At 58.4% G+C, this 20,682-nt stretch carries 23 protein-coding genes and 1 pseudogene; 1 reads left to right on the plus strand and 23 read right to left on the minus strand.

All coding sequences use genetic code 11. The features are described from left to right. Both Q5Y71_RS09570 and Q5Y71_RS09575 read right to left on the minus strand, forming a co-directional pair. A pseudogene (locus tag Q5Y71_RS09570) lies at window positions 1-1,217 on the minus strand (hypothetical protein); the annotation flags it as partial. A 4-nt stretch (window positions 1,218-1,221) separates the two neighbouring features. Further along, complete coding sequence (locus tag Q5Y71_RS09575) at window positions 1,222-3,228, minus strand: phage tail protein (RefSeq protein WP_306041964.1); 2,007 nt, start codon at window positions 3,226-3,228, stop codon at window positions 1,222-1,224. A 234-nt stretch (window positions 3,229-3,462) separates the two neighbouring features. On the opposite strand from Q5Y71_RS09575, the gene Q5Y71_RS09580 reads away from it, so the two are divergent. Continuing rightward, window positions 3,463-3,855, plus strand: coding sequence for a hypothetical protein (locus Q5Y71_RS09580; RefSeq protein ID WP_306041966.1), 393 nt, complete (start codon window positions 3,463-3,465; stop codon window positions 3,853-3,855). 67 nt (window positions 3,856-3,922) lie between these two features. On the opposite strand, the gene Q5Y71_RS09585 is transcribed toward Q5Y71_RS09580, so the two are convergent. The 21 genes from Q5Y71_RS09585 to Q5Y71_RS09685 all read right to left on the minus strand — a co-directional run bounded on the left by Q5Y71_RS09585 (window position 3,923) and on the right by Q5Y71_RS09685 (window position 20,595). Next, on the minus strand, window positions 3,923-4,375 hold the full coding sequence (locus Q5Y71_RS09585) for a hypothetical protein (protein WP_306041968.1): 453 nt from the start codon (window positions 4,373-4,375) through the stop codon (window positions 3,923-3,925). Beyond that, window positions 4,372-5,241: a DUF2163 domain-containing protein gene (locus Q5Y71_RS09590; RefSeq protein WP_306041970.1), complete on the minus strand. Its 870-nt coding sequence runs from the start codon at window positions 5,239-5,241 to the stop codon at window positions 4,372-4,374. Before Q5Y71_RS09590 ends, Q5Y71_RS09585 begins: the two co-directional genes overlap by 4 nt. Before the next feature lie 11 nt (window positions 5,242-5,252). Further along, window positions 5,253-5,621: a DUF2460 domain-containing protein gene (locus Q5Y71_RS09595; RefSeq protein ID WP_306041972.1), complete on the minus strand. Its 369-nt coding sequence runs from the start codon at window positions 5,619-5,621 to the stop codon at window positions 5,253-5,255. Between the two features lie 3 nt (window positions 5,622-5,624). Next, window positions 5,625-8,387, minus strand: a complete 2,763-nt coding sequence (locus tag Q5Y71_RS09600) for a tape measure protein (RefSeq protein ID WP_306041974.1) — start codon at window positions 8,385-8,387, stop codon at window positions 5,625-5,627. Continuing rightward, window positions 8,384-8,617, minus strand: a complete 234-nt coding sequence (locus Q5Y71_RS09605) for a hypothetical protein (protein WP_306041976.1) — start codon at window positions 8,615-8,617, stop codon at window positions 8,384-8,386. The genes Q5Y71_RS09600 and Q5Y71_RS09605 overlap by 4 nt, the downstream gene beginning before the upstream one ends. A gap of 2 nt (window positions 8,618-8,619) precedes the next feature. Next, on the minus strand, window positions 8,620-9,054 hold the full coding sequence (locus tag Q5Y71_RS09610; protein WP_306041978.1) for a hypothetical protein: 435 nt from the start codon (window positions 9,052-9,054) through the stop codon (window positions 8,620-8,622). Window positions 9,055-9,144: 90 nt separating this feature from the next. Then, complete coding sequence (locus tag Q5Y71_RS09615; protein ID WP_306041980.1) at window positions 9,145-9,909, minus strand: hypothetical protein; 765 nt, start codon at window positions 9,907-9,909, stop codon at window positions 9,145-9,147. A gap of 14 nt (window positions 9,910-9,923) precedes the next feature. Then, entirely contained in the window at window positions 9,924-10,358 is a 435-nt protein-coding gene (locus Q5Y71_RS09620) for a hypothetical protein (protein WP_306041981.1), read from the minus strand. Window positions 10,359-10,368: 10 nt separating this feature from the next. After that, window positions 10,369-10,677 (minus strand): hypothetical protein, encoded by a 309-nt coding sequence (locus Q5Y71_RS09625; protein WP_306041983.1) that lies wholly within the window; start codon window positions 10,675-10,677, stop codon window positions 10,369-10,371. Between the two features lie 47 nt (window positions 10,678-10,724). Further along, entirely contained in the window at window positions 10,725-11,501 is a 777-nt protein-coding gene (locus Q5Y71_RS09630) for a hypothetical protein (RefSeq protein ID WP_306041985.1), read from the minus strand. A 15-nt stretch (window positions 11,502-11,516) separates the two neighbouring features. Continuing rightward, entirely contained in the window at window positions 11,517-12,077 is a 561-nt protein-coding gene (locus tag Q5Y71_RS09635; RefSeq protein ID WP_306041987.1) for a hypothetical protein, read from the minus strand. Window positions 12,078-12,129: 52 nt separating this feature from the next. Then, window positions 12,130-13,179 (minus strand): major capsid protein, encoded by a 1,050-nt coding sequence (locus tag Q5Y71_RS09640; protein WP_306041989.1) that lies wholly within the window; start codon window positions 13,177-13,179, stop codon window positions 12,130-12,132. A gap of 93 nt (window positions 13,180-13,272) precedes the next feature. Beyond that, window positions 13,273-13,644, minus strand: a complete 372-nt coding sequence (locus Q5Y71_RS09645; protein ID WP_306041991.1) for a head decoration protein — start codon at window positions 13,642-13,644, stop codon at window positions 13,273-13,275. 3 nt (window positions 13,645-13,647) lie between these two features. After that, the gene (locus tag Q5Y71_RS09650) at window positions 13,648-14,745 is read right to left on the minus strand and encodes a head maturation protease, ClpP-related (RefSeq protein ID WP_306041992.1); all 1,098 of its coding nucleotides are present in this window, start codon (window positions 14,743-14,745) and stop codon (window positions 13,648-13,650) included. A 3-nt stretch (window positions 14,746-14,748) separates the two neighbouring features. Further along, window positions 14,749-16,236, minus strand: coding sequence for a phage portal protein (locus Q5Y71_RS09655; RefSeq protein WP_306041993.1), 1,488 nt, complete (start codon window positions 16,234-16,236; stop codon window positions 14,749-14,751). A gap of 3 nt (window positions 16,237-16,239) precedes the next feature. Then, window positions 16,240-16,455, minus strand: coding sequence for a hypothetical protein (locus tag Q5Y71_RS09660; RefSeq protein ID WP_306041994.1), 216 nt, complete (start codon window positions 16,453-16,455; stop codon window positions 16,240-16,242). Beyond that, complete coding sequence (locus Q5Y71_RS09665; protein WP_306041995.1) at window positions 16,452-18,377, minus strand: terminase gpA endonuclease subunit; 1,926 nt, start codon at window positions 18,375-18,377, stop codon at window positions 16,452-16,454. The genes Q5Y71_RS09660 and Q5Y71_RS09665 overlap by 4 nt, the downstream gene beginning before the upstream one ends. After that, complete coding sequence (locus tag Q5Y71_RS09670; RefSeq protein ID WP_306041996.1) at window positions 18,355-18,921, minus strand: hypothetical protein; 567 nt, start codon at window positions 18,919-18,921, stop codon at window positions 18,355-18,357. The genes Q5Y71_RS09665 and Q5Y71_RS09670 overlap by 23 nt, the downstream gene beginning before the upstream one ends. 178 nt (window positions 18,922-19,099) lie before the next feature. Further along, a complete protein-coding gene (locus Q5Y71_RS09675) occupies window positions 19,100-19,333 on the minus strand; it encodes a hypothetical protein (protein WP_306041997.1) in 234 nt (77 codons plus the stop codon). Further along, on the minus strand, window positions 19,330-19,707 hold the full coding sequence (locus Q5Y71_RS09680; RefSeq protein WP_306041998.1) for a 3TM-type holin: 378 nt from the start codon (window positions 19,705-19,707) through the stop codon (window positions 19,330-19,332). Before Q5Y71_RS09680 ends, Q5Y71_RS09675 begins: the two co-directional genes overlap by 4 nt. Window positions 19,708-20,211: 504 nt before the next feature. Next, window positions 20,212-20,595, minus strand: a complete 384-nt coding sequence (locus Q5Y71_RS09685; protein ID WP_306041999.1) for a D-Ala-D-Ala carboxypeptidase family metallohydrolase — start codon at window positions 20,593-20,595, stop codon at window positions 20,212-20,214. Between the last annotated feature and the right edge of the window lie 87 nt (window positions 20,596-20,682).

Genomic DNA, 20,682 nt, shown 5'->3' on the forward strand with positions numbered 1-20,682 from the left:
CCGTCACCAAAAACCTGCGCCCACTCCGACTGCTGCCCTGCCCTGTGGGCTATCTTGTTTTTCAGGGTCTGGCGGGCATCAAATACCGCCTGCCAGTTGGCATTAAATACTGTGCGACTGATGGCGGTGGTGCTGCCGATGTCGTTCCAGGCTGGCGACAGACCGCCCAGGTAGTTGGCCAGTGCAGACACCGCATTGTTATAGGCGGTTTTTTCTGTGGTAATACCAAAATAGGTCGCCTCGTTATTAATGCCGGCCCGCTCCCCGGTAATCTCCTGGTATTCCCGCACCGACTGTTTTTTTTCGTTAGGTGTGAGTTTGCCGTCCGCGGCAATATCGTCCAGCTCCTCCAGAGCCTCGCGGGCATCCACACGCGCATTGCCGGCTTCCGCCTGCGCCTCTGCGGCTTTATTCTGCGCATCCGCGGCGATCTGGGCCGCATTCGTTGCGTTGCTCTGGTTCACCACGGCCACGGTGTTCAGCAGGGTCTGGCGGGCCTCGAACACTGCCTGCCAGTTGGCGTTCCACAGCGTGCGGCTGATGGCGGTGGTGGTGCCGGTATGGTTCCAGGCCGGCGACAGGCCGCCCAGGTAGTTGGTCAGTGCGTTCAGCGCATTGTTGTAGGCGCTCTTGGCAGTGGTAATACCAAAGCGGTCCGCCTGTGCGTTGAGATCGCTGCGCTGATCAATCAGCTCCTTGTACTCGCGGATCGCGCGTTTTTTCTCCCCCCCTGTCAGCTTGCCGTCCGCGGCGATATCACTGAGTCCCTGCAGGGCGATCACAGCATCGTTCTGTGCCGCCACCGCCTGCTCCTGCACCGCGTTGAGTTCACCCAGTGTCGGCAGCTCCTCACCGTCCGCGCTCAATACCTGCCCTACCCCCTGCACCGTCCAGGCACTTTTGGCAGCGCCATAGAGGGCACGCACAGCAGCGCAGGCATTATTGAGATTGGTGCCCACGGTCACCGAAACGGTATAACGGCGCTCATCAGCGCCCAGGATTTCCGGTGCCCGAATATATTTTGAGGGGTCACTCGGGTCGGTACCGTTGATAATCACCACCTCGAAGCCGCTCAGCTGGCCGGCGGGGAAAAACTCGGCAAAGGTCCAGGTGATGTCCAGCCATTTTTTTCGCTGCACGGTCGGGCGCCCACCGGGTGGCCGGTAGATACCGTCGCGCCAGTCGTCCTCGTAATAACGGCGATGTTTATAGGCCATGGTTTTAATTAGGCTTGCTGTTGCTGATATTCATAGTGCAGCTGGTGGGGCCCGCCGGAAGCAGCCCCCGGCCGGTGACCACATAAACGTACGGGGAAATCTCGGCGATATCCTGCTTGCCGCCACCCCAGACATTCAGCGACACCAGCTTGATATAAAACTGCTGGCCGATACGACTCGACGGCAGCGCGTAGCGGAATATCCCCTCGTCCATACGCACAAAACCGCTGCCGGCGGCATGGCTGGTGATCGGTGTGCCGTAGCAGCCGCGCTTGAAGCGCTTCAGGTCGTAGGCATCGGCTCCGGTGAGGGTGGCACTCTGGTAGGCCAGCAGCTCACCGTCCACCCAGGCCAGGGTCACCAGGTCATCCCGGTCCTCGACGGGGACACTGGACAGCTCGCCGCCGCCCTCAAGCTGCACCGCCAGGGTGTTGGTATGATCGTCCACCCCGCCACCGGGCAGACTGGCGGTGAGTTCGCCGTGGCGCGCGCGGGTATTGATGGCACCGACCAGCTGGTAGCTGGCATCATCCGTGGAAATCCAGATCTCGCAGCCTCCCCAAAGAGCGCCGCCGCTGGTGGCGAGCCAGAGTTCCGGATCACCGTCGGTGAGGATCGCTGGCGGTTCAAAAATGGCTGGCGGATTGGCATAGCCCGGATCGGCATCCACATCCGGTGCGGTGCCGTCGCCCTCCTGCACCTCGAACAGGGCCGCGTGGGCAATGCCGAAGGGCCACTCCTCCGCCACCACGCGGAAGCGGTCCTCGCTGTCCTCCTCAAACTCCAGAATGCGCACCGGGTGCTGGTCCAGGCCCAGCCCGCGATCGGTCAGTGTCAGCAGGTCCATGGGCTCCAGCAGCGCATAGCGCAGGCCCAGGTAAAAGGTGTAACGGTTTTTGGTGTAGATACTGCGCTGCGCGAGAATGCGCGAGAGCTGCTTGGCGTGGCCGGCACGGGTGATCATGCGCAATGAGCGCTTGGGGGCCTGGCGCACACCAAAGCGCTCCACATCCACCGGGTCCGGTTCTTCCTCAAGGCTTTCGTTGTACGCCTGGCGGCGGTCCGAAAACGCCACCGGGTGGCTGTTGTGGGCATCGGAGGCGGATTTGCGCTCCACCTGCACCGGGTCCTCATCACCTGTCTGCAGAAAATCATCGTCATCGAGATCGTACAGGGGCGTGACCTCGGGGGAATAGCTGGCACCGTTGCCACTGACCGGTTCATCGCCATAGGGGCGGATTTTTAATACCCCGTCAGACCAGACCGCATCGCTGTTGGTTGCGGTGAGTAAATCGGATACGCACTCCAGTGCCGGCCGCTGCTGCGAAAACCCCGGAGAGATAAAAAACCCCATGGCCCGACAGTAGTTGTCGTAGTCGGACAGGTCACCGATACGCGCACTGTCCCAGCCCGCGCCGTAATACCCGTTGCTGAGAAAATCCCGCAGTATCTGTGCGGGATGTGCGTCACCACTAAAATCGGTATCGCTGAGGAAACCGGTGATTTCAAAGCTGTAATTTTTTAAAGCACCGGACTCACCCAAATCCAGGCGGGGATTGGCCAGCACCGCGGTGCCAGCATAGCCCACCGCTTTGCCGGGGTGTCGGCTTCTGAGCCAGTTCCAGGGCGCCTGGCTGCGATTGCCACGGAAAAAGGTCCAGCCACTGCCGGTGGCGCGGCTGTTCAGGGCGCCCGCCGATTTATCCACCCAGCAGCGGCCAATACCGCCGATAGGCCCCTCGGCCAGGGCAAACATAATCGATGCCTCATAGGTCCAGGATTCGGTTTTTATGGTGCTCTTGCCACCACCACCGCCACCCTTGCCGCCGCTGGAGCGCTGTTTCTCAACGTGTTTGATCGCCCGGAAATCGTCGTGCCAGATCAGCTTGGCCGGCACCCGGTTCCTGCCGTACTGCAGGGTAAGGCCACTGCCATAGGTGCTGGTCTGCAGCTGGATACCGGCGAGCTTTTCGCCGGCTTCAATGGTGGTGGTTGTGCTTGATCCGCCCATAATGATTCAGTCTCAAAAATCAGCTTTAGGTGCATTTCCGATCCATTTCGTTACAGGATTTTTACTCCTCACAATATCAGCTTGCAGTCAAGCTTGTTCCCGGAAGTGCCCCAAGTATTGTACGTACGCTGTCCGTCTGGTAAGATCCTCAAAATTGGATTTTCGACTCATCTATATAGAGCAGGGCTTTTAGTCATTCGCTCATGTCCATGCTGAATGCTAACAAGATAGGACATGGGAAATTTTACTCACCTATTCTTTTTGTTTGAAAAGTATTTATTTAGTAATAAAAAAATGAAAAATATAATTCTGCTGATTATTGTTATAGTATTTTCAGTGAACTCATATGGTGATTGTTCAGGAAATATATGTAACAACGTCACTGTAGATAGGATCTATATTTATCCGGATGGAAGAAACTTAAGATTCTCCACTTCCGGAGATGAAACAAATTTGGATTGCACCTCCAACGCTAATAAATATCTAGTTCTCGATATGAGCCTTCCATATGCCAAAGAAACTGTCTCGATATTACTTGCAGCACATCAAACCCAGTCAAAAATTTGGGTAAATAATTCTGGTGCAGGCACGGAATGCACAGTTCTTTCAATCCAGTCATATAAATAAGCCGTAAGCGATAAAAGCGAGTTTCCAGCCCACTCTCATATAAGTTTTATTTGTCAGCCAAGTCTGGCTATGACTTTGTATTGTTGTGCAAACCCCAGCAGGTAAAAAATCGACAGGGGCGCTCGGCCAAATCCTGGTCCGCCAGCGCATCGCCATAGACCACCCCGAGGCCCATATAGCTGTGAATAATAGTGGGCCAATCCACCACAAGGGCGCCGTGGGCAAAGCTGCGCCCGAACCGCCACACCGCGATATCCCCCGCCTGCCCCGGCCCTGCAATCTCCTGTGCGTGCTGCAATACCTGGCCCAGGTAGCGCTCCTCGCCCCGGTGTAAATGCCAGTCCCGCGGGTAGTCCTCCACCGCGCCGGCCTCGATCACACCCGTTGTGGAAAACACTTCCAGCAACAACATGCCGCAATCCACCCCGGCGCCCTTCACCCGTCCCTGGTGCCGGTAGGGCGTATTCAGCCAGGTCCTGGCCTCGGCGATGACAGCGGCGCGCTGCGCTGCTGCCGTCATCGCGCCTGCTCCGGCACCGGCACATAGGGGTAGCCGCGAAAGCGGTTGCTGTTATTTTTCGCCGCACACGCGGGCCTGGTGCGATAACAGCCCGGATAAACCGTGAAACTGTCACCGGATTGCGGCGCAACACCCAGTGGCATGGACAGGGTGAAGTCGCCCCCGGCATAGGCGCGCACCGCGCGCCGGCTGCCCGCGGCGGGACCGCTGGTGATGGCGAGCACACCCAGGTCAAAATACTGGCTCGCCTGGCCGAGACCGCTCTTGATCACCTGCCGGGTGGAGCCGGTGTTAATAGTGCCGGTCACCGTGAGGGCACTGCGGGACAGGCCGCAACCGGCATCGTACACGCTGTAGGAACAGCCCGGCTTGAGCAGGGTGCGCGGCATGGGCTGGTTTAATTTATCCAGCTCGGATTTCACCGTCAGCTGCACCTGGTGGCGGCTCGGGTCCACTGCCGCCACCGCCCCTTCGAACATCAGCAGCGCACCGGGGCTGGTATCACCCCAGGTGGGCATATACACCTTCTGCACCTTGACCCGAGCACCATCGAAGGCGCCGTTGGTGGCAGCGGCCGGCAGTGTGTGGCCCTGGATATGGTTGTCGATCCCGGCCTGCGGACTGTCGCCGGTTTTCAGGGTGACATTGAGCACATCCACTTCGAGTCCCGTTTTCAAACGGATTCTGTCCCGCTCGATAATCGGACCCGTGTGGCGAAACACTTCGCCGTCGAGGGTCAGGTCGGTATCGCCGGTATTCCAGCGGTGGGTTTCCCCCGTTAACAGGCTGACGGTGTAGAGGTCGGCAATCAAATAGGTATTGTTGCCGTTTAACAGAGCAATCATTTGCGCGGAGGCATTTCGCATACATTCACCGCTTATTTCACCGAAATCAGTTCGAGGGACTTGAGTTCCCAGAGGTGGATCAGAAACCGTTCGACATCCAGGTTGTCACGGTAAAAGCGCACGCGGCGGCGTATACCGTCATAGGGGTCGTCGAAGTAAAAGGAATCCCAGCGCCCGTAGTGGTCCTCGAAAAACTGCACCAGCTGCTGCAATTCCCGCAGCGGTGGATCGCTACGCAGAAACTCGTAGCGCAGGCGGTACCTGTAGCGCGGTTCCCGCTGATAACGGGCGCGGAACTCCCGGCCGCTGGCAGCTTCCTGCACACGGGTTTTGAATATCGGTGTGCGGCGCAACTTGATCGACAGACCCGGCAGGTCTATGGGGAAAACCGCATTGCTCATAAATCACATGCCCCGCATCATGCCGCGCCGGTATATTTCCCCAATGGCTTTGGACAGGTCGTCCAGCTCCATCATGTACCTATTGCCCATGCGCTTGCCCGGAAACGCCACAGGCGCTGCCTCTTCCATACCTCCCTCTTCTTCACCGAGGCGGCGGATGGTGTTGGCGTGTTGCGCCGGCAGCACCATCTCCTGCTCGTGCAGCTGGGTGAGCGGGTTGATCCCGGCCGGGATGTCGTAGCCTGCACGGGCGGATTTGATATTGCCCTTGAGCGCGCCCACCGTGGCCAGCAGCGAAGCCACCGCGGCCACTGCCAGAATCGGGCCGACATAGGGAATACTGGCCTGGGATTCCGCCCCGCCCGCCGCCGCAGCTGCGGCCGAGTTGCCGATCTTGCCCATGGCCGTGCCGGCGGAGGTGGCCAGGCTTTGACTGGCCGCTGCGCCCTCTACAGCCTGCTTGGTTTTAATAAAACCGATCTGCTGCGCCAGTTTGGTTGCCTGAATTGCGGCCCACTGCTTGAATGGCTCCATCACCGCCTTGGTGATAAAAAACTTGCCCATCTCCGCCCACACGGCGTTCATGGCGTTTTTCCAGGTCAGGGTGCCCTGCATCATCGCCTGCAGACCCTGGTTCCACAGGCCGTTGATGGATTGCCCCAACTCGTTCCACAGGGCCAGGGATTCCTCCTTGGCCTTGGCGTCTATCTCATACAGGCGCCGGTTGTGCTGCTCGCGCAGGGCTTCCAGCTCCCCCTGCAGGCGCACCGTTTCCGCCTCGTGGGCTTCACCCTCGATAGAGAGCAGGGTCAACCGCTCCTGCAGGTTGGCGCTGGCAATCTCGAAGCGCTGAGCCTCGAAGTCGCGCAGCCGCTGTAGATACTCCCCCTGGCCGATCAGGCCGAAGTCCACTTCCGTGCGCGCAGTCTGCTCGGCGGTCTTGAGGCGCTCTTCAGCCACTTTCTGCTGGGCTTCTCGGGCAGCGGTGTCCAGGGCCAGGCGCTGCTTGTGCGCCGTTTCCCGCTCGCGCACCTGCAGTTGCAGGATCTTGCCCTCGATAGTGGCGGCATCGCGGGAGCCGGATTCCACTATCGACAACTTGCGCTGCCAGAAGGCAATTTCATCGGCGATCGACAGTTGACGCAGGCCATTGACCAATTGGTGGTTGGCTTTTATGGCCGCCAACTCGGCAGTAAAACCGGAAACGGAAGCTTTGTCGCCACCCAGGTCAAGCTTGGATAAGTTGGCCCCGGTGCCTCCCGCCGTATTGCCGGTGTTACTGGTGTTGTTGCCCGTATTGTCCTCGGTATCCGGCTTAAAGGGATCGTATTGGCCGCGACGGTAAATCCGGTCGTTGCCGTCTTGGGCAATATTAAAATTGCCCTGCTTCCAGTCGGCTTGCAGTTGACCCCGCGCCAACAGGTTGACTTCCTTTTCCTGGGCCTCTTGTGCATCGCGGTCGGCAATGCGTTTGCGGCTGGCTTCCAGCTCCGCTTCAATTTTTGCCGTCGCCGCACGCCAGCTTTCCGAAACCCCGGCAAAGTCGCCCTTGAGCGCTTTTGCCGCGATCTCGCTGAAACTCTCTATGCGTATCTGCGCACGATCCAGCCCGCTGTTGAACTGCTCCACCAGTACATCCCAGAACGCGGAGAATCCACTGAAGTGATATGCCAGTTCGCTGATCAGCTCCATCGTGGCAAATTTGAGGTTGTGCCAGATCAACCGTACCGCAACACCAAAACCCACAAACAAAATGCGCAGCGTCTCAAGTGCCACCCCAAGAGGCGCCAGCGCCTGTTGCTGTTTATTGGAGGAATCGGTTGCGGCGGCGCCGAGTCCGCTAAATATCTCCCCGCCAATCGTTCCCAGGTCTCCCAGGGTGCGCAGCAGTTCCCGCACCACATCGAGCACCAGGTTGATAGCCCGAGCGGTGACCTCGGCGTACTGACTGGCACCATCCGACTGCTCAAACAGAGTATTAATATCCTGCAATAACTGCTTGATGCCATTGGTACCGCCCGCCTGGCGCACCTCGTCCAGGCCGTTTTTAATGTTATCTATCAAGTTTGACCAGCTGCCGGACAACGACTGCATCAGGGCCTCGCTGGAACCCGCATTCATCCTCCCCATCTCATCCACCAGCGCGGCAATCACATCGCGACCCAGGGCGCCCTGGGCGGACAGCTTCTCCAACTCGGTGGTGTTCCTGCCCGTGACCCGCGCCAGCAGGTCCCATACCGGAATGCCACGCTCGACCAGCTGCAGGATTTCCTCCCCCTGCAGTTTCTGTTTCGCCCAGGCCTGTCCAATCCCCAGGCTGATCCCCTCCAGGGTCTGGTAGTCGCCACCGAATTTGGCCGCGGTATCGGACAGCGCCTGCAGGGTGCCGTCCGTGGGATCGAGGCCGAACGCCTTCAGGCGCACAAAGGACGCCGCCAACTGGTCCACCTGGTAAGGGGTTTCGGTGGCAAAGTCCTTGATCCAGGCAAAGGCGCGCTCGCCCTCGGCGACACTGCCCATCACACCGGTTAAACGGATCTGCAGCTGTTCAAAGCTGGACATCACACCCACCGCCTGCCTGCCCAGTAGCACCAGGCCGCTGCCGATAATCAGGTTGCGCACGGTACTCAGCTGGCCCTGAAACTCCTTGAACTGGCCCTTGATGTTGCCGAGGGATTGATTCACCACCCGCTCCGCCCGGCGCATATCCCCGCGCAGTTCGTCGAGCCTGGTGGTCAGGCGGATTTCGATATCGGGATCATTCATGCTTCGCTATCCGCTTTGACCGGTTGATCCGGGGAATTTTGCGGGGGGAACATCGCCATCAGGTCTTCCGCACTACCCTGCTTTGCTTGGGGTTGGGCGCCCTCGCAGCCCATAAAGGCGCCCACCAGGAAATGGACAGGGGGGAACTTCTTCCAGTAGCGGCTCATGGCCTCGACTTCCGGGAGCGTGACATTGTCGCGGATATGCGCCCAGGTCCAGCCAAAAACCATACTCAGGTGGGTGTAGAGTTCTCCCCAGTCAAAGGGTCCACGTCTGCGGCGACCTCCGGCGCAGACGGATTTTCTTTCTCCTGCTCCTCCAGCGCCTTGCGCCGCAGCCCGGAAATATCCATCACCGCCTGGAAGATTTCGAGCATATTGCCCAGGTCGATCAGCTCGACGACTTCCGCGCGGGTAATCTCCGGATAATTGCGCACCAGGGATGCGAGTGCGGCATCGATCACCACGCTAATGGATTCCGGGGAGGTATCGGCGGAGAAATTTTGCAGGCGCTCCTGCAGCTGTTCCAACGCGCCCAGGTTCAAAGGTGGAAAGACAAAGGTCTTATCCCCCAACGCAATGGGAATCCCTTTAAACCGCACCCTGTGTGGTGTCGGCATATCCGCTGGCGCCGGTGTGGCCGACGCCGCTGTTTTTTGCTTGCTCATAGTGTGCTGTGCTCCAAAAAAAGCCCGGCAGCAATCAATCGCTATCGGGCCCGCGCAGAGGGAATTAATTAACGGGAAAAATGCGCGCAGTTACTCGGAGGACGCCAGTGTCGCCACGTCGCCGTTGGGATCGGCAAAGCACTCGAAGTCCAGATCCGGCATCACAAAATCATCCTGCTTGGTGGACAGGCTCATCTTCGCGCTGACACAGTTCGGCAGGGTGACGATCAACGTCTTGCCCTGGTAGGGCATAAACAATTCTGCCTTGAAGGTGGGTGAGTAACCCATGGGCAGGTTTTTGATGGTCATTTTCTTTGCCGTGGTGCTGTCGGCAGTGTACTGGTAATTGATGTAAACAAACTTGCTCGCCTGCGCACTGGCGAAGGTGTATTTACCACTCCCTTCCACCGCGTACTGGCCGACATTCGGCGTCGCGTTCACGCGCACCATGGTGTTGCCATGCTCATCCCGCACACCCAGGTCAAAGGCAAAGGTGCCACTGTTGGGTGGCTCGACGGTGATCTCGCTGGGAGAAGCCGGTATCTGCACGCCATCGGTGGAGAAGATATCGCTGACAATACCGCTTTGCAGGGTCTGGCCAAAGAACAGCGAGTTGAACAGCAGGCCGTTGATACTGGCGAAGGCGGCCTTGCCGGTGATCTTGCCCTTACCGCGCCCCACCGCAACCGGGAACTGGTTCTGCCCGTGCAGTGTCTTGGTCTCGAAGCTGAAATCCACCGAACAGTTTTGCAGCTCGCCGAACTGTACCGGCGTGGGGGTTTCAATGGTGTTGCCCCTGGCATCCATCAGTGGGATACCCCACAGGATGCCGGAGCCAAACTGGTACTGGGCCATCATATTCTCCTGAATTAATAGGGGGAGTGGGTGAAAGAAAAAGTAACCGGAACACTGACGCCGAAATGCTCGCCACTGTCATTGCCGCTGGAGCCGAACTTGACCGTTCCGAACTCGACCTTGCTCAGGGCCGGGTGAAATTTTGTATCCCGCAGGGCTTTGTAAATATCCTCCTCCAGCGCGTAGAGCCGGGACAGATGCGGTTCTCTGGTGAGGCCGAATACCTGTAATGACAGCCTGCCCTGCTGGTGCTCACGGGTGAGCCTGTCCGGCTGTATTAACAGACTGTCACCGCGAACCTCACCGCTCAGGTAACTTCCAGTGGCATCGGCGGCATAACCGGTACTCACCATCAGGCCCGCATCGGTGCGGTAGTCGTTGGCCTGGGTGACCGTACCCAGGTGCGCCTCCAGCGCGACGTGGATATCGCCAATAAATAAGGACCGCATGGCGTTCTCCTTAAAGGCGCGCCGCCTGCACAGTGCGCAGGTAGCCGTCATCCTCCACCAATGTGCCGATACGGAATGTCTGCCCCAGCTCCGGCACCTCCAGGGTGGCGCTCTGATCGTGCTCGCCGATCACACGCACCAGGTAGGTGAGCGTCGTTTCCCGGTAGGGGGTATCGGCCATCTGATCGACCCCCTCATCCACCACCACCCGGCAGGGGATATTGTCGCTGTCGGGCTTGTAAAAGGCTTCCTTGCCAAAGAGCCGCAGGGCGTGCTCGGCGAGTTTCTGTTCGTGGGCATGCATGATGAAAAGTCTCAATAAAAAACCCGGCAAGCCGGGTGCAAATAGCGGAGGAATCCCGCTGTCTAGCGCTTGCGGAGTTCCCGCTTAACAGCGTTGGCAAACCCCTTCTGAATATTATCCCGCGCGACCCGTGCGGCAATCTTGCGAAACGGAAAGCGTGCGCGGTAGCTGGGGGCCTTTACAAAAATAAACATCGGTTTCGCCGCACCCATCTGCAGGTGCGCGATACTGCTGTCGTTACCGTAGTTTTTTCTCAGGTAAATCCCCGGCGGCAGTTTGCCGCGCTGCTGCTGCAGAACAAAATATTGCGAGCCGCGCTTCTTTTTACTGCCCCGCCAGCGCCTGGCCAGACTCTTGGCCGTAGCGTTGGCCCTGTAGCCCTGCTCGCCAAAGGCGCGCAGTTGTGACAGCATCCGGATCAACTCTCCGCGGGGGAAATTGCCGTTTTTATCCAGGGGCGCATGTTTGGACGGCACTGCATACATCCCCGAAGGCAACAGACCAATGCGCTGCAGGGCTCTCTCAAAGCGCTTGTGCCTGCGCCCGCCGCCATGAATCTGCCCCTGCAGGTACTTGGCCGGAGGGATACCCTTAAACGCCTCGTCACGCAGGAACACTTTTGCCTGCAGGTTCTGCGCACTGGCCCTCTCCACCAGCACACCGCGCAGCGTAAAGGGCGCTGGCCGATCAAAAATACTCTCCATCTCCCGCTGCATATTCTCGCGGGTATCGAAAGCGAGATAGTTCAGTGCATTGGCGGCGACTTTGGGGGAATCCCGCGCGAGGCGCTGCATGCGGCGCTCGAAACGGCTTTTGTCGATAATGATGGAATCGGACACAGTGCCCCCTGGGAGCTAGGGAAGATGACCAATCTGCTCGACCACCCGGTAGCTGATTAAATGCCTGCAGGTTTCACAGCCAGCCTGAAAGTTTTCACCGGTCGCGACCTTGAGCATTTCACCACTGCCCAACTGGCGCCTATCAATAACGGCAATATCGATCACCTTGACCTCAAAACCGCACAGGGCACGCAAGTTCAGGAATTCCGAATCAAGCTGGGTTTCCGTGCTCTGATTGTCCGGGTCGAGATCAAGGTCTGAGCCCAGATCGAAGTCGAGGTCCTCATCCGGGTCCGGGTCCGGGTCCGGGTCTCCGTTATGAATTTCCTGCTCACCGGAAGCAGCCTCCGTCTCTCCGGAATCAATTCCAGGCTCCCTGGTATCGGATTCCTGTTCCCCGCTATCGATATCACCGGGACTGGTGACCGCATCCTGCAGCGCCTTATCGGCCCGTTTCTGTTTCAGCAGCGCCTCCAGCTCACCTGCTGTTCCCAGGTTCTTGTACTCGCTTTCTGAAACACCCAGGGCGGACAAAGCCTTGATCAGCTTTGCCCTACTCTGTTTTGACTTACTCATGGATTATCGCCTCGCGATGGATGAACGCATTCTGGCAGCGCCGCCTGTACGCTTAACTGGCAGCGCTGGAGGCGGGAAATACCAAATCCGGCGCGGTATTGACGATCATCGGATACTGGGCCACATACAGGTCCACCCAGCGCGGGCTGGGAAATTCTCTATCCGGCACCAGGTAGGAATACCACTCCCGACCCTGCTGGGCGAGGTCGTCGAAGGTCTCACCGGGAGAGAGCATATGTCGGAAAATATTGGACCCCTTACCGGGAAAGAATTTAATCTCGGCAGGCGCCAGGTTGATGCTACTGCCATCGTCGGCACCAAAATATTCCTTCCAGGTCACACCGGCAAAACTCACCTCTGTACCCAGGGTGCCCTCGGTGAGCTTGCCCGCCATCTTGGCATCGGCGGCCGCCTCGTAACGCTTGTTGAACTCGGCATTGGCCATCAGTGCATCCCAGGCGGCCTCACCACAAAGCGCTTTTACTTCACCGACAAACCGACCCTTGGCCTTGCGCCGCATGGTGCGGGTAATCTTGCTCTCCACCTTCTTGCGCAGTTGGAATTCACTGGTGTTGGCGATATCCAGGAATACCTTGGGCGGCGCCGTAATGCCAAACTCGGCGTGGAAGTCGTACACAGTGCGGCCTTCTTGATCCAGTAGCAGGCCATTGAGCGCACCCAGGCGCATCAGTTCCAGGCGGTTCTCGCACTGGTCTATCAGGCCACCACCGCCAGTCTGCCAGCGGGCGATTTCCTTTTGCAGTTCCTCCACGATCTGGGTTTCGTTGGAACCAAACTGGCGTACAAACGCCAGGTCCGAGGCGGTGAGGCGTTTATGCCGGGCGACACGTTTGGTCTTAAAGTGGCGGATTTTTCTGGGCTCGTCGCTACTGGAACTGTAAGTTGCACCGCGCTCATCCAGCGGCGCGATCTCCAGCTTGCCTTCCCTGAATTCAATCACCGCCATTTCTGTGCGGATGGGTTCCTGCACAAAAATACCGCTGTTTTTCAGCTCTCTCGGCTGGGTGGGCGCGGTGGCAATCGCCTCTGTCATGGTCACCATGCTAAAGGCGTCATTCGCTAAAACATCAACTATTTCCATAGTGGCGTCTCTCTGTAATGGGTGTCGGGTTTAATCGGATCTAATTGCGGTCGAGGCCTGGTTCCGCCGAACGGGGAACGAAATGGCGTCGCTTCAGTAGCTGCGGACTTTTTGCTGCGCCGCGCGCAGCTGATCAATGGCGGTGGCTTTTTGCTCCTCGGTGATGCCTTCCGGCCACACCAGCAAGCGGTCGTCATACAGGGTGGCGAGATCGTTGATGGTGCCGGGCTTGCCGCCGTCGCTGGCATCCACCGCAGAAAACAGCACCGCCACCGCCACCCCGCTGCCGTCGTCGGCGCCAGGGTTTAGTTGGGTGTAGTCGCCCGAATCGGTAATGCGGCCCAGCACGGTGCCGGCCAGATAATTGCCACCGCTCACAGTAACGCCGCTCTCGCGGCTGAACTGGGTGTGCTGCTCGTGCAGAACATGCGCACCGGGGCGGTTGAGGTTTTCGGTCAGTGTCATGGCTTATGGCCTCCCAGGGAGATTTTTGTAGGCATTGGCCCAGCCGGTCTTGACCTGCTCGGCACCGCCTGCGGGTTGGTCGGAATGGTGGTTACTGCGAATAGGTGTGCTGGCTTGGGTACCGCGCTTGACCGCCAGCAGCATCTTGCCGGCCAGGGCCACCGTCACACCCTCATCAATCAGCTGATCGATGAGGTCATCATCGGCGGACACACCGCAACTCTGTGCCTGGTTACGGATCGCCTTGACCCGTTCCCGCTCGGCCCGAATCGGGTCCGCTGGTGGATCGGCGAGAGGTGTCTCTTCTTCCTCCTCCGGATCGGGCGTTTCATCCGTGGGTGGACCGTCCACAGGCGGCGAACCCGGTTCCTCGCTGGGTTTACTTCCATCCTTGATCGCCTCGATGGTTTTGCCATCGACTCGGAAGGCCACCGCACCGGGTACCCCGGCCAGTGCCGTCTTGACGGTTTCCGGTGGCTGCAGGTTCCCGAGGATCGCCGCCCCCTCCCCGGTCGCGAGCGCCGTTACCGCTTCCTTATTCAGTAACGCGGTAAACTTCTGCGGCACAATGATCTCGTCCACCAGGCCGAGGGTCTTCGCTTCCTCCGGGTTCAGCCAGGTATCCCGCTGCTCGTCCAGGAGCGCGAGCATCCCCTCTACAGTTTTGCCCGTTTTGCGGCTGTAGGCCGTGGCCATGGACTGGTCGGCTTTTTCCAGTTCCTCGACAGCGGTGCGCAGCTCGTTGACATTCCCCTGGGCACTGAGGGAAGCGCGGTGCAACATCACCAGGGCAGTCTCGTACATTTCCACCTTGTCACCGGCGCAGGCCACCACCGTGGCCATGGAGCAGGCGTAACCTTCAATACGGATGGTCACTTCACCGCTGTGATTGCCCAGGGCGTTATAAATGGCAATGCCGTCTTCATGGGTACCGCCCTGGCAATTGATCCGCACCAATACCGCCTCATCACCAATCTCGGCCAGACTGGCGAGGATCTTCTTGGCGGTAATGGAATCCTCCCAGTAATCCAAACCGATCACGTCATAGATCAGCACCTGGTGCGGCTGGCCGCCTTCGCCGCGAATAAAAAATTGAAACATAAATTAAGCCTCTTGTTGTTGGAGGACGAGCTTGGCGAGATCCTGCAATTGACCACTGGCGGTGAGCTTGCCGGGGTTGGTATCCAGCATCACTGCCATCGATTGCTCCAGTATCAGTTGCTCGTTGATTTGATCGAAATCCAGCGCCCGCTCCGCCACCTTGTTCTGGCGACTGTCGAGCCCGCCGCGAATTTCCAGAATATCCGCCATCACATCCTTGAGCGGGTCCACCCAATCCCACTTCGGCGACTTCCAGGCCGGCAGGAAAGCACCGGGGTCCTGCCAGTAACCGGGCACCTCGGCACCGCTCAGCACCGCTACATCCGCAAACCACCGCGCTACCGGGCGGCACCAGCGGTGAATCAGAAAATGCAGCTGCAACTGTTCGATGCGGCGGCGAAATTCCAGCATGCCGGCACGAATGGAGGAATAGTTGAGCCCCTCCAGATCGCCGGTCAGTTGTTCGTAGGTCAGGCCGGCAGCGCGCGCACTGGCACGCAGTTCCGTTTTGAGCCAGGTGGCATAGTTGACACCGTCCACCGCATGGGGGTTGGAAAAGGCAATATCCTCATCCTCCTCCAAGTAATGAATACCGCCGGCACGAATCTGCTCCAGTTGCTCGCCTTCGGGGCCCTCCTTTTTCTCCCCCAGGGGCCGGTTAATCTCGCCCCCCATCTCGGAGGGATACGGCCGCTTTTTAATAATCCAGGCGAACAGCTGCGCGGTCTTCTGCTTGACCAGCAGGGAGTCCTGCATCTCGTCGATTTCATACAGGCGCACCAGGATCGGCGTCAGCTCGGGGATCCCCCGCACCTGGCCGGGGCGCAGGCGCCGGTACAAATGGATAATGTCGTCGGCGGGGATTGCCCGGCGCACATTGCCGGTTAACCCTGTGCTGCCATCGCCGGGGTGATCCCGCCACAGGTGGTAAAAACTGCGCTGGCCGAAGTCATTGAACTGCACTCCGAGCACAATGGGGTTATGCGCCCGCTGCAGGGTGTAGCCCTCGTCCAGGTGATCCGCTTCCAGCATCTGTAACTGCAGGGGCACCGTCAGGCGGTCCGCCGCGCGGCGAATGCGCTGGCGGGTCAGCACTTCGCCGGACTCGAACTGGGCACCGGCAGCCAGCATCTGCAGGCCGTAGAGGTTATCCAGGCCGTCCGCGTCACTCTCCAGAATCCAGCGGTCCCACAATCCCTGCAGGGTTGCGTTACCCCATTTGGCCACAATCCCGTTGCCCACCAGATTGGCAACGTAGGTCTCCTTGGCGGTGGTGGCATAGGCCTGGTTGCGCACCGCGTGGCGGGCGCGCTTGCGCAGGATGGACAGCTTGCCGCTGATATCCCCGTTGGGGCCGCCAATCCCCATCAATCCCTTGTTGCCCAGACGCGGGCCCCGGCTCGCGCCCTCGTAAGTGGCACGTATGCGCGCACGCAGATCAAAGCCGGGGGTGCAGCGGATTCTGGGCCGGGCATCCACTTTAATTGCCATTGCCTAGAGTCCTTTATCAGTAATAATGCGCGAATAGCGCCGACGTTCGGGCTGCACCGCCGCGGCGATGGTTTTGCGCAGCGCGCGCAATTGCGGCAGCGTGACATCGGCGTATTTAATCTGGCGACCGTTGTGGCGGAATTCCCCCACGCGCTCCCCCATCGCCATCTCGCTGATGGCTCTGTCGATATTGTCCAGATCGGTCTGGGTGTAGCTCATCGGATACCACCGGTTACGCGCATACGTTTGCGCTTGGGTTGACGGGTTGCCTTGGGCGCCGTGGCATTCAGGATCTCGTCGAAGTTCTGTTGCAGCCGCGCCAGGTCGAGGCCGAGGTATTTCTGGGCTGCGCGCACCACCGCCAGGTTGCCCTTGTAACAGTCGAGCACCTCATTGCGCACACCGGGTCGACATTCGTATCTGAATATCATCTTGCCGCGGGAGTAGCTCAGCTTTTTTTCCTCGGCCGTTGCCTGGGCAAAGAACGCCCGTGTACACCACTCGGCTGACGGCCAGTGGATACGCCCCGGACACGGTGCCTTGGGGTCCGGCAAATTGCCCTCCTCGTCCGGCTGGGGCAGGAGTTTGTAGCGCGCATAAATCATATCCACTGCGGTATCCGTGCCGATTACACAGGCGCGCGTGCCGTGCCTGTTGCGCTTTTTCTGGTAGGTCACCACCGATTGCTCATAGCGGTTGTCACCGCGACAGGCAAAGCCCACATGAGCATCAAAACGCCGCACAAACGCGTGGGCCTCATCCGTATAGTGGCCGCCGGTATCGATGCCGAAATGGCGAATGCTCAACTCGATACCACTCTCGTGGCGATAACTGGCCGTGCGGATCTTGTCTTCCAGCTGGTCCCAGATAATTGGCCGGTTCAGATCGCCGTAAAGCACGAAATACTCCAGGGTCCAGGACTCCTCCCCCACGCCCCAGGCCACCACCATGCCCTCGAAGCGGTCATCCTGGTGATCGACAAAACAGGTGAGGAAAAGCCCGCCCATGGGCACCGGTGCGGCATACACTTCGCGGCGGTCGTAAAGCAGCTCGGCATTGGGCTTCTCGACGGTGTCCTCCACCCAGAGTTCACCCAGATCGAGGTTGATAAAGGTTTTGCGCTTTAAGCGGTCGTCGCCGATTTCCAGCCATTTGCGCACCAGCCCCACCCAGCCATCGGTCAGGGTGAGGGAGTACAGCGAGCTGATAAAAATACCCACCTTGCGCGGCGGCCGAGCCTTGCTGTCGTCCCGGTTAAAAAAATGCTCACCGTCGCGGGTCCAGAATCCGCAGTCGTCCGCAATCCAGCGGCAACCCTGCTCGATCTTTGCCAGGTCTTTGTAAAAGAATTTACCCTGGCAACCGGCGCACACATACCAGACATCGCTGCCAGTCAGCGCTTCCTTGTCTTTGCTTTTATCCCAGCAGATACCGAAATCGGCATCCCTGCCGCCCCACAGCAATGTCTGCTCGCGCGCACAATGGGGGCAGGTCACATAGCAGCGCAGCACCGCCGAGGCGGATTGCATCAGCCGGTCGATATGGCTTGCGCCAGCCGTGGTGGGGGTACCGCCAAAAATGGCCTTGGGAAAACTCGCCCCCTCCAACCGGGACAGCGCGGCCTTGATCGGGTCCCCGGATTTGCCCGATTCAATCTGCCAGCGGTCCACCTCGTCAGCAAACAGGAACTGCTTGGTGATCATGTCGAAATTGGTCGGGCTGTGCGCCCCCAGCATATCGAGGGACCAACCCAGGCCCTGCTTTTGTTCTATGGTGTTGTTTTCGTTTTGACTGTTCCAGTCGGGGAAAATCGCCTGCAGCACCGGCATCCAGGGAATCACCGGATTAATTTCCGCCTTAACAAACTTCTTCGCTTTCTTATCGTCGGGCTGATAGATCACCCCGCTGCGCCCGCGGTGCACGATCAGGTACAGCACCGCGGCAACCGCGATCTTGGTAAATCCCCAGCGCGCCGACTTCTGGCAATAGACCTCGCGAATGGCATCGCTGGTCATCATGTTGAGTACCGCGGCCTGGGTGGGCTGGGTGGTCCAGCGACCGGATATATGGCTGGACTCCGGCGGCAGGTAAAAATATTTATCCGCCCAGTCAACCCCGTTAATCGGGGGGCGCTTCCTCAAAATCGACAGCCCACGGGTCGCCGCCCTCGCCGCTGCCCTCAGCGTAATCGGAGAGGTCTGGTTCGATTTCAGCAAGTTCATTGCAGGCGGCAACTATTTCCCGGTCCAGCTGCGCAAACGCTTCCGGGGGAAGATCCGGACAGGCCTGCCGCAGCCTGGGGCTCAATGCCTCCAGGCGTGAATTGACTGCCGAGGCGGCCTTCTGCACGGTGTGGGTGATCAAGTCCAGGGGGCCGTAAGTACGCTCAAACACCAAGCGCTTGGCCCGCTGGCCCGCAATGCGCTCGGCCCGCTCCTCCACCTTCAGCTCCGCATCCCGTAACCGGAAGTTCACTTCCGCTTCAGACCCCCCTATTTCCGGTTCAGAGCCGTCTTCCGACACCCCTTTTTTGGCGCGTAAATAGCGAATGTAAAACCCCCGCCAGGCATCCAGGTCATATTGCCCTCGCCCCCGTGGTACGGGGGCTCCCGGCAATTTCTTCAGGTCCCGGATAGCCCGGTCAGAGAGAAAAAGATGCGCCGCCACCTCAGCCTGACTCGCCATGAAAATAACCGGAAGCGGAAATGGAAGATTTCAAAAAATTTTCAGAATCAGAGACTCACTGGGGCCCGAATTACCCCCAGGAGAGAACAGGCCCAGGGAGGACCCGCGCGACGCAAATGGCACTGAATTCACTGTATCCTTTCCCCTTTGTCGCTTTTATCATCTTTGACATCGAAGGTCAGTTTTCGCTCGGCCACGCCTGCTTCTGCTCCTGTTGCGCCTTCATCAACTGCAGGCGCTTGTGGTTGTAATACCAGTTCATCGCAAAGGAAGCGACGGCCACCAAAGCACAGATAAAGCCAACGGGGTTTTGAATAAACAGGCTATAGATACTGCCGATAGCACCCGCGGTTACCGTGGTGGCATGGCCGGCCTTCTCAGCCAACTCTCGCATCAGGTCGTGAACGGTCATGACTGTTTCCATGTCTTGATGGCTTTTTCAGCACTGCGGCCCACCACATAACCACCCAAGCCGATCTTTACGATCTCCAGCAGTGCCAGTGTTTGCTCCTCGCTGAGGTTTGGTGCGGTCCATCCCAACCAATGCGCCACGACCAAACCGACAAACGTCAACATCGTCAGCGGGCGCCAGCACCGTTGTAGCCAGCTCTCTCCACCAGCCTCAGCGGTGATGATGCTGGTGGCCGATTCCAGCTCTTTCAGGTCCATAGAGATCAACTGGCTATCAATCTGAGCCTTGAGCCGGTTGGCCTCTGTTTTGTCTGGGAACGCTTTGTCGATGGCCTTGCCAATCAGGTTAGAGATGGCAGTTAGGGCAGAAATCATCAGTAGCTCCAGGGGTACGGCTTCAAAGTTATCCAGACATAAAAAAACCGGCTCAGGGGCCGGTTTGGGTCGTTGCACGGTGGTGTGGGGAGGGCGGGCTAGAAAAAGCCTTTAACCGGTTATGATTTTTGACCACCGCTCTTTTCATTGGCAGATTTATACTTGAAATACAAAACTATATTTCTTATTACCGCATAGAAGCATACAAACGAACCTATAAGACAAGGAATAAATAGTAAAGCTATTCCGCCAACATACCCCATATAGGAAAACACTCCAAGGAGGAAACCGACGAATATTTCGGTTATTACGGACTCCCAGTCTACGGCGTGAGTTAAATCGATCGTTTTCGCACCGTAGTGCCTTAATCCAATACCTTTAATCTTTCTAGGCATAAAAAATCATAAAATTCACAGTACAATCAAAGTTCAATATTGGTCGTCATGGCGCTATTATCCTGATTACCGTCCCGGAAGCAATTCTGTGCCACTCCCTTCATACGCCCTACCTTGGGTAGCTCCAGATTGTGGGGCCGGTACGCTTGCCCGGAATAGCTCCAAGATCGTCCAGGTGCAGGAATCTGCCCTTGTATGGACCATGCTGCTTTACCCCAATGCCAGTAAACCCTTCCTCTATAGCGATCCCCAGCAGCTCATAGGCACGCCCACCTGAAACTGATACATCCACAGCCTGCCCGGTAGTGTGTGTCATGGTGGAGCCGATCCTGGCGCAGTGGGCCTGGCAGCGATAACCGGAGGTGATCACTATCGGCTTGTTGAAGCGCTTCCTCACCCTTATCAACCGGCACAACGTGTCGTCCGAGAAGTGGAGTTTCCCGCAACAACGGCAGGACAACTCCCTTTCTGTGAAGTGTTCGTTATCAAACATGGGATCACCAAATACGGAAAAGTCCGCACTGGGCGGACTGAAGATTGGTATAGCTGTAAAGATAAATATTCAGAATATTATAAGGCT

Origin of the sequence: Microbulbifer sp. 2205BS26-8, assembly GCF_030731025.1 — a bacterium.
Lineage (GTDB): Bacteria > Pseudomonadota > Gammaproteobacteria > Pseudomonadales > Cellvibrionaceae > Microbulbifer > Microbulbifer spongiae.

Bases quoted from the DNA above. Each gene is read 5' to 3' on its own strand.
- Q5Y71_RS09575 (WP_306041964.1), bottom strand. From the start codon at position 3,228: ATGGGCGGATCAAGCACAACCACCACCATTGAAGCCGGCGAAAAGCTC.
- Q5Y71_RS09580 (WP_306041966.1), top strand. From the start codon at position 3,463: ATGGGAAATTTTACTCACCTATTCTTTTTGTTTGAAAAGTATTTATTT.
- Q5Y71_RS09585 (WP_306041968.1), bottom strand. From the start codon at position 4,375: ATGACGGCAGCAGCGCAGCGCGCCGCTGTCATCGCCGAGGCCAGGACC.
- Q5Y71_RS09590 (WP_306041970.1), bottom strand. From the start codon at position 5,241: ATGCGAAATGCCTCCGCGCAAATGATTGCTCTGTTAAACGGCAACAAT.
- Q5Y71_RS09595 (WP_306041972.1), bottom strand. From the start codon at position 5,621: ATGAGCAATGCGGTTTTCCCCATAGACCTGCCGGGTCTGTCGATCAAG.
- Q5Y71_RS09600 (WP_306041974.1), bottom strand. From the start codon at position 8,387: ATGAATGATCCCGATATCGAAATCCGCCTGACCACCAGGCTCGACGAA.
- Q5Y71_RS09605 (WP_306041976.1), bottom strand. From the start codon at position 8,617: ATGGTTTTTGGCTGGACCTGGGCGCATATCCGCGACAATGTCACGCTC.
- Q5Y71_RS09610 (WP_306041978.1), bottom strand. From the start codon at position 9,054: ATGAGCAAGCAAAAAACAGCGGCGTCGGCCACACCGGCGCCAGCGGAT.
- Q5Y71_RS09615 (WP_306041980.1), bottom strand. From the start codon at position 9,909: ATGGCCCAGTACCAGTTTGGCTCCGGCATCCTGTGGGGTATCCCACTG.
- Q5Y71_RS09620 (WP_306041981.1), bottom strand. From the start codon at position 10,358: ATGCGGTCCTTATTTATTGGCGATATCCACGTCGCGCTGGAGGCGCAC.
- Q5Y71_RS09635 (WP_306041987.1), bottom strand. From the start codon at position 12,077: ATGAGTAAGTCAAAACAGAGTAGGGCAAAGCTGATCAAGGCTTTGTCC.
- Q5Y71_RS09640 (WP_306041989.1), bottom strand. From the start codon at position 13,179: ATGGAAATAGTTGATGTTTTAGCGAATGACGCCTTTAGCATGGTGACC.
- Q5Y71_RS09645 (WP_306041991.1), bottom strand. From the start codon at position 13,644: ATGACACTGACCGAAAACCTCAACCGCCCCGGTGCGCATGTTCTGCAC.
- Q5Y71_RS09650 (WP_306041992.1), bottom strand. From the start codon at position 14,745: ATGTTTCAATTTTTTATTCGCGGCGAAGGCGGCCAGCCGCACCAGGTG.
- Q5Y71_RS09655 (WP_306041993.1), bottom strand. From the start codon at position 16,236: ATGGCAATTAAAGTGGATGCCCGGCCCAGAATCCGCTGCACCCCCGGC.
- Q5Y71_RS09660 (WP_306041994.1), bottom strand. From the start codon at position 16,455: ATGAGCTACACCCAGACCGATCTGGACAATATCGACAGAGCCATCAGC.
- Q5Y71_RS09670 (WP_306041996.1), bottom strand. From the start codon at position 18,921: ATGGCGAGTCAGGCTGAGGTGGCGGCGCATCTTTTTCTCTCTGACCGG.
- Q5Y71_RS09675 (WP_306041997.1), bottom strand. From the start codon at position 19,333: ATGACCGTTCACGACCTGATGCGAGAGTTGGCTGAGAAGGCCGGCCAT.
- Q5Y71_RS09680 (WP_306041998.1), bottom strand. From the start codon at position 19,707: ATGATTTCTGCCCTAACTGCCATCTCTAACCTGATTGGCAAGGCCATC.
- Q5Y71_RS09685 (WP_306041999.1), bottom strand. From the start codon at position 20,595: ATGTTTGATAACGAACACTTCACAGAAAGGGAGTTGTCCTGCCGTTGT.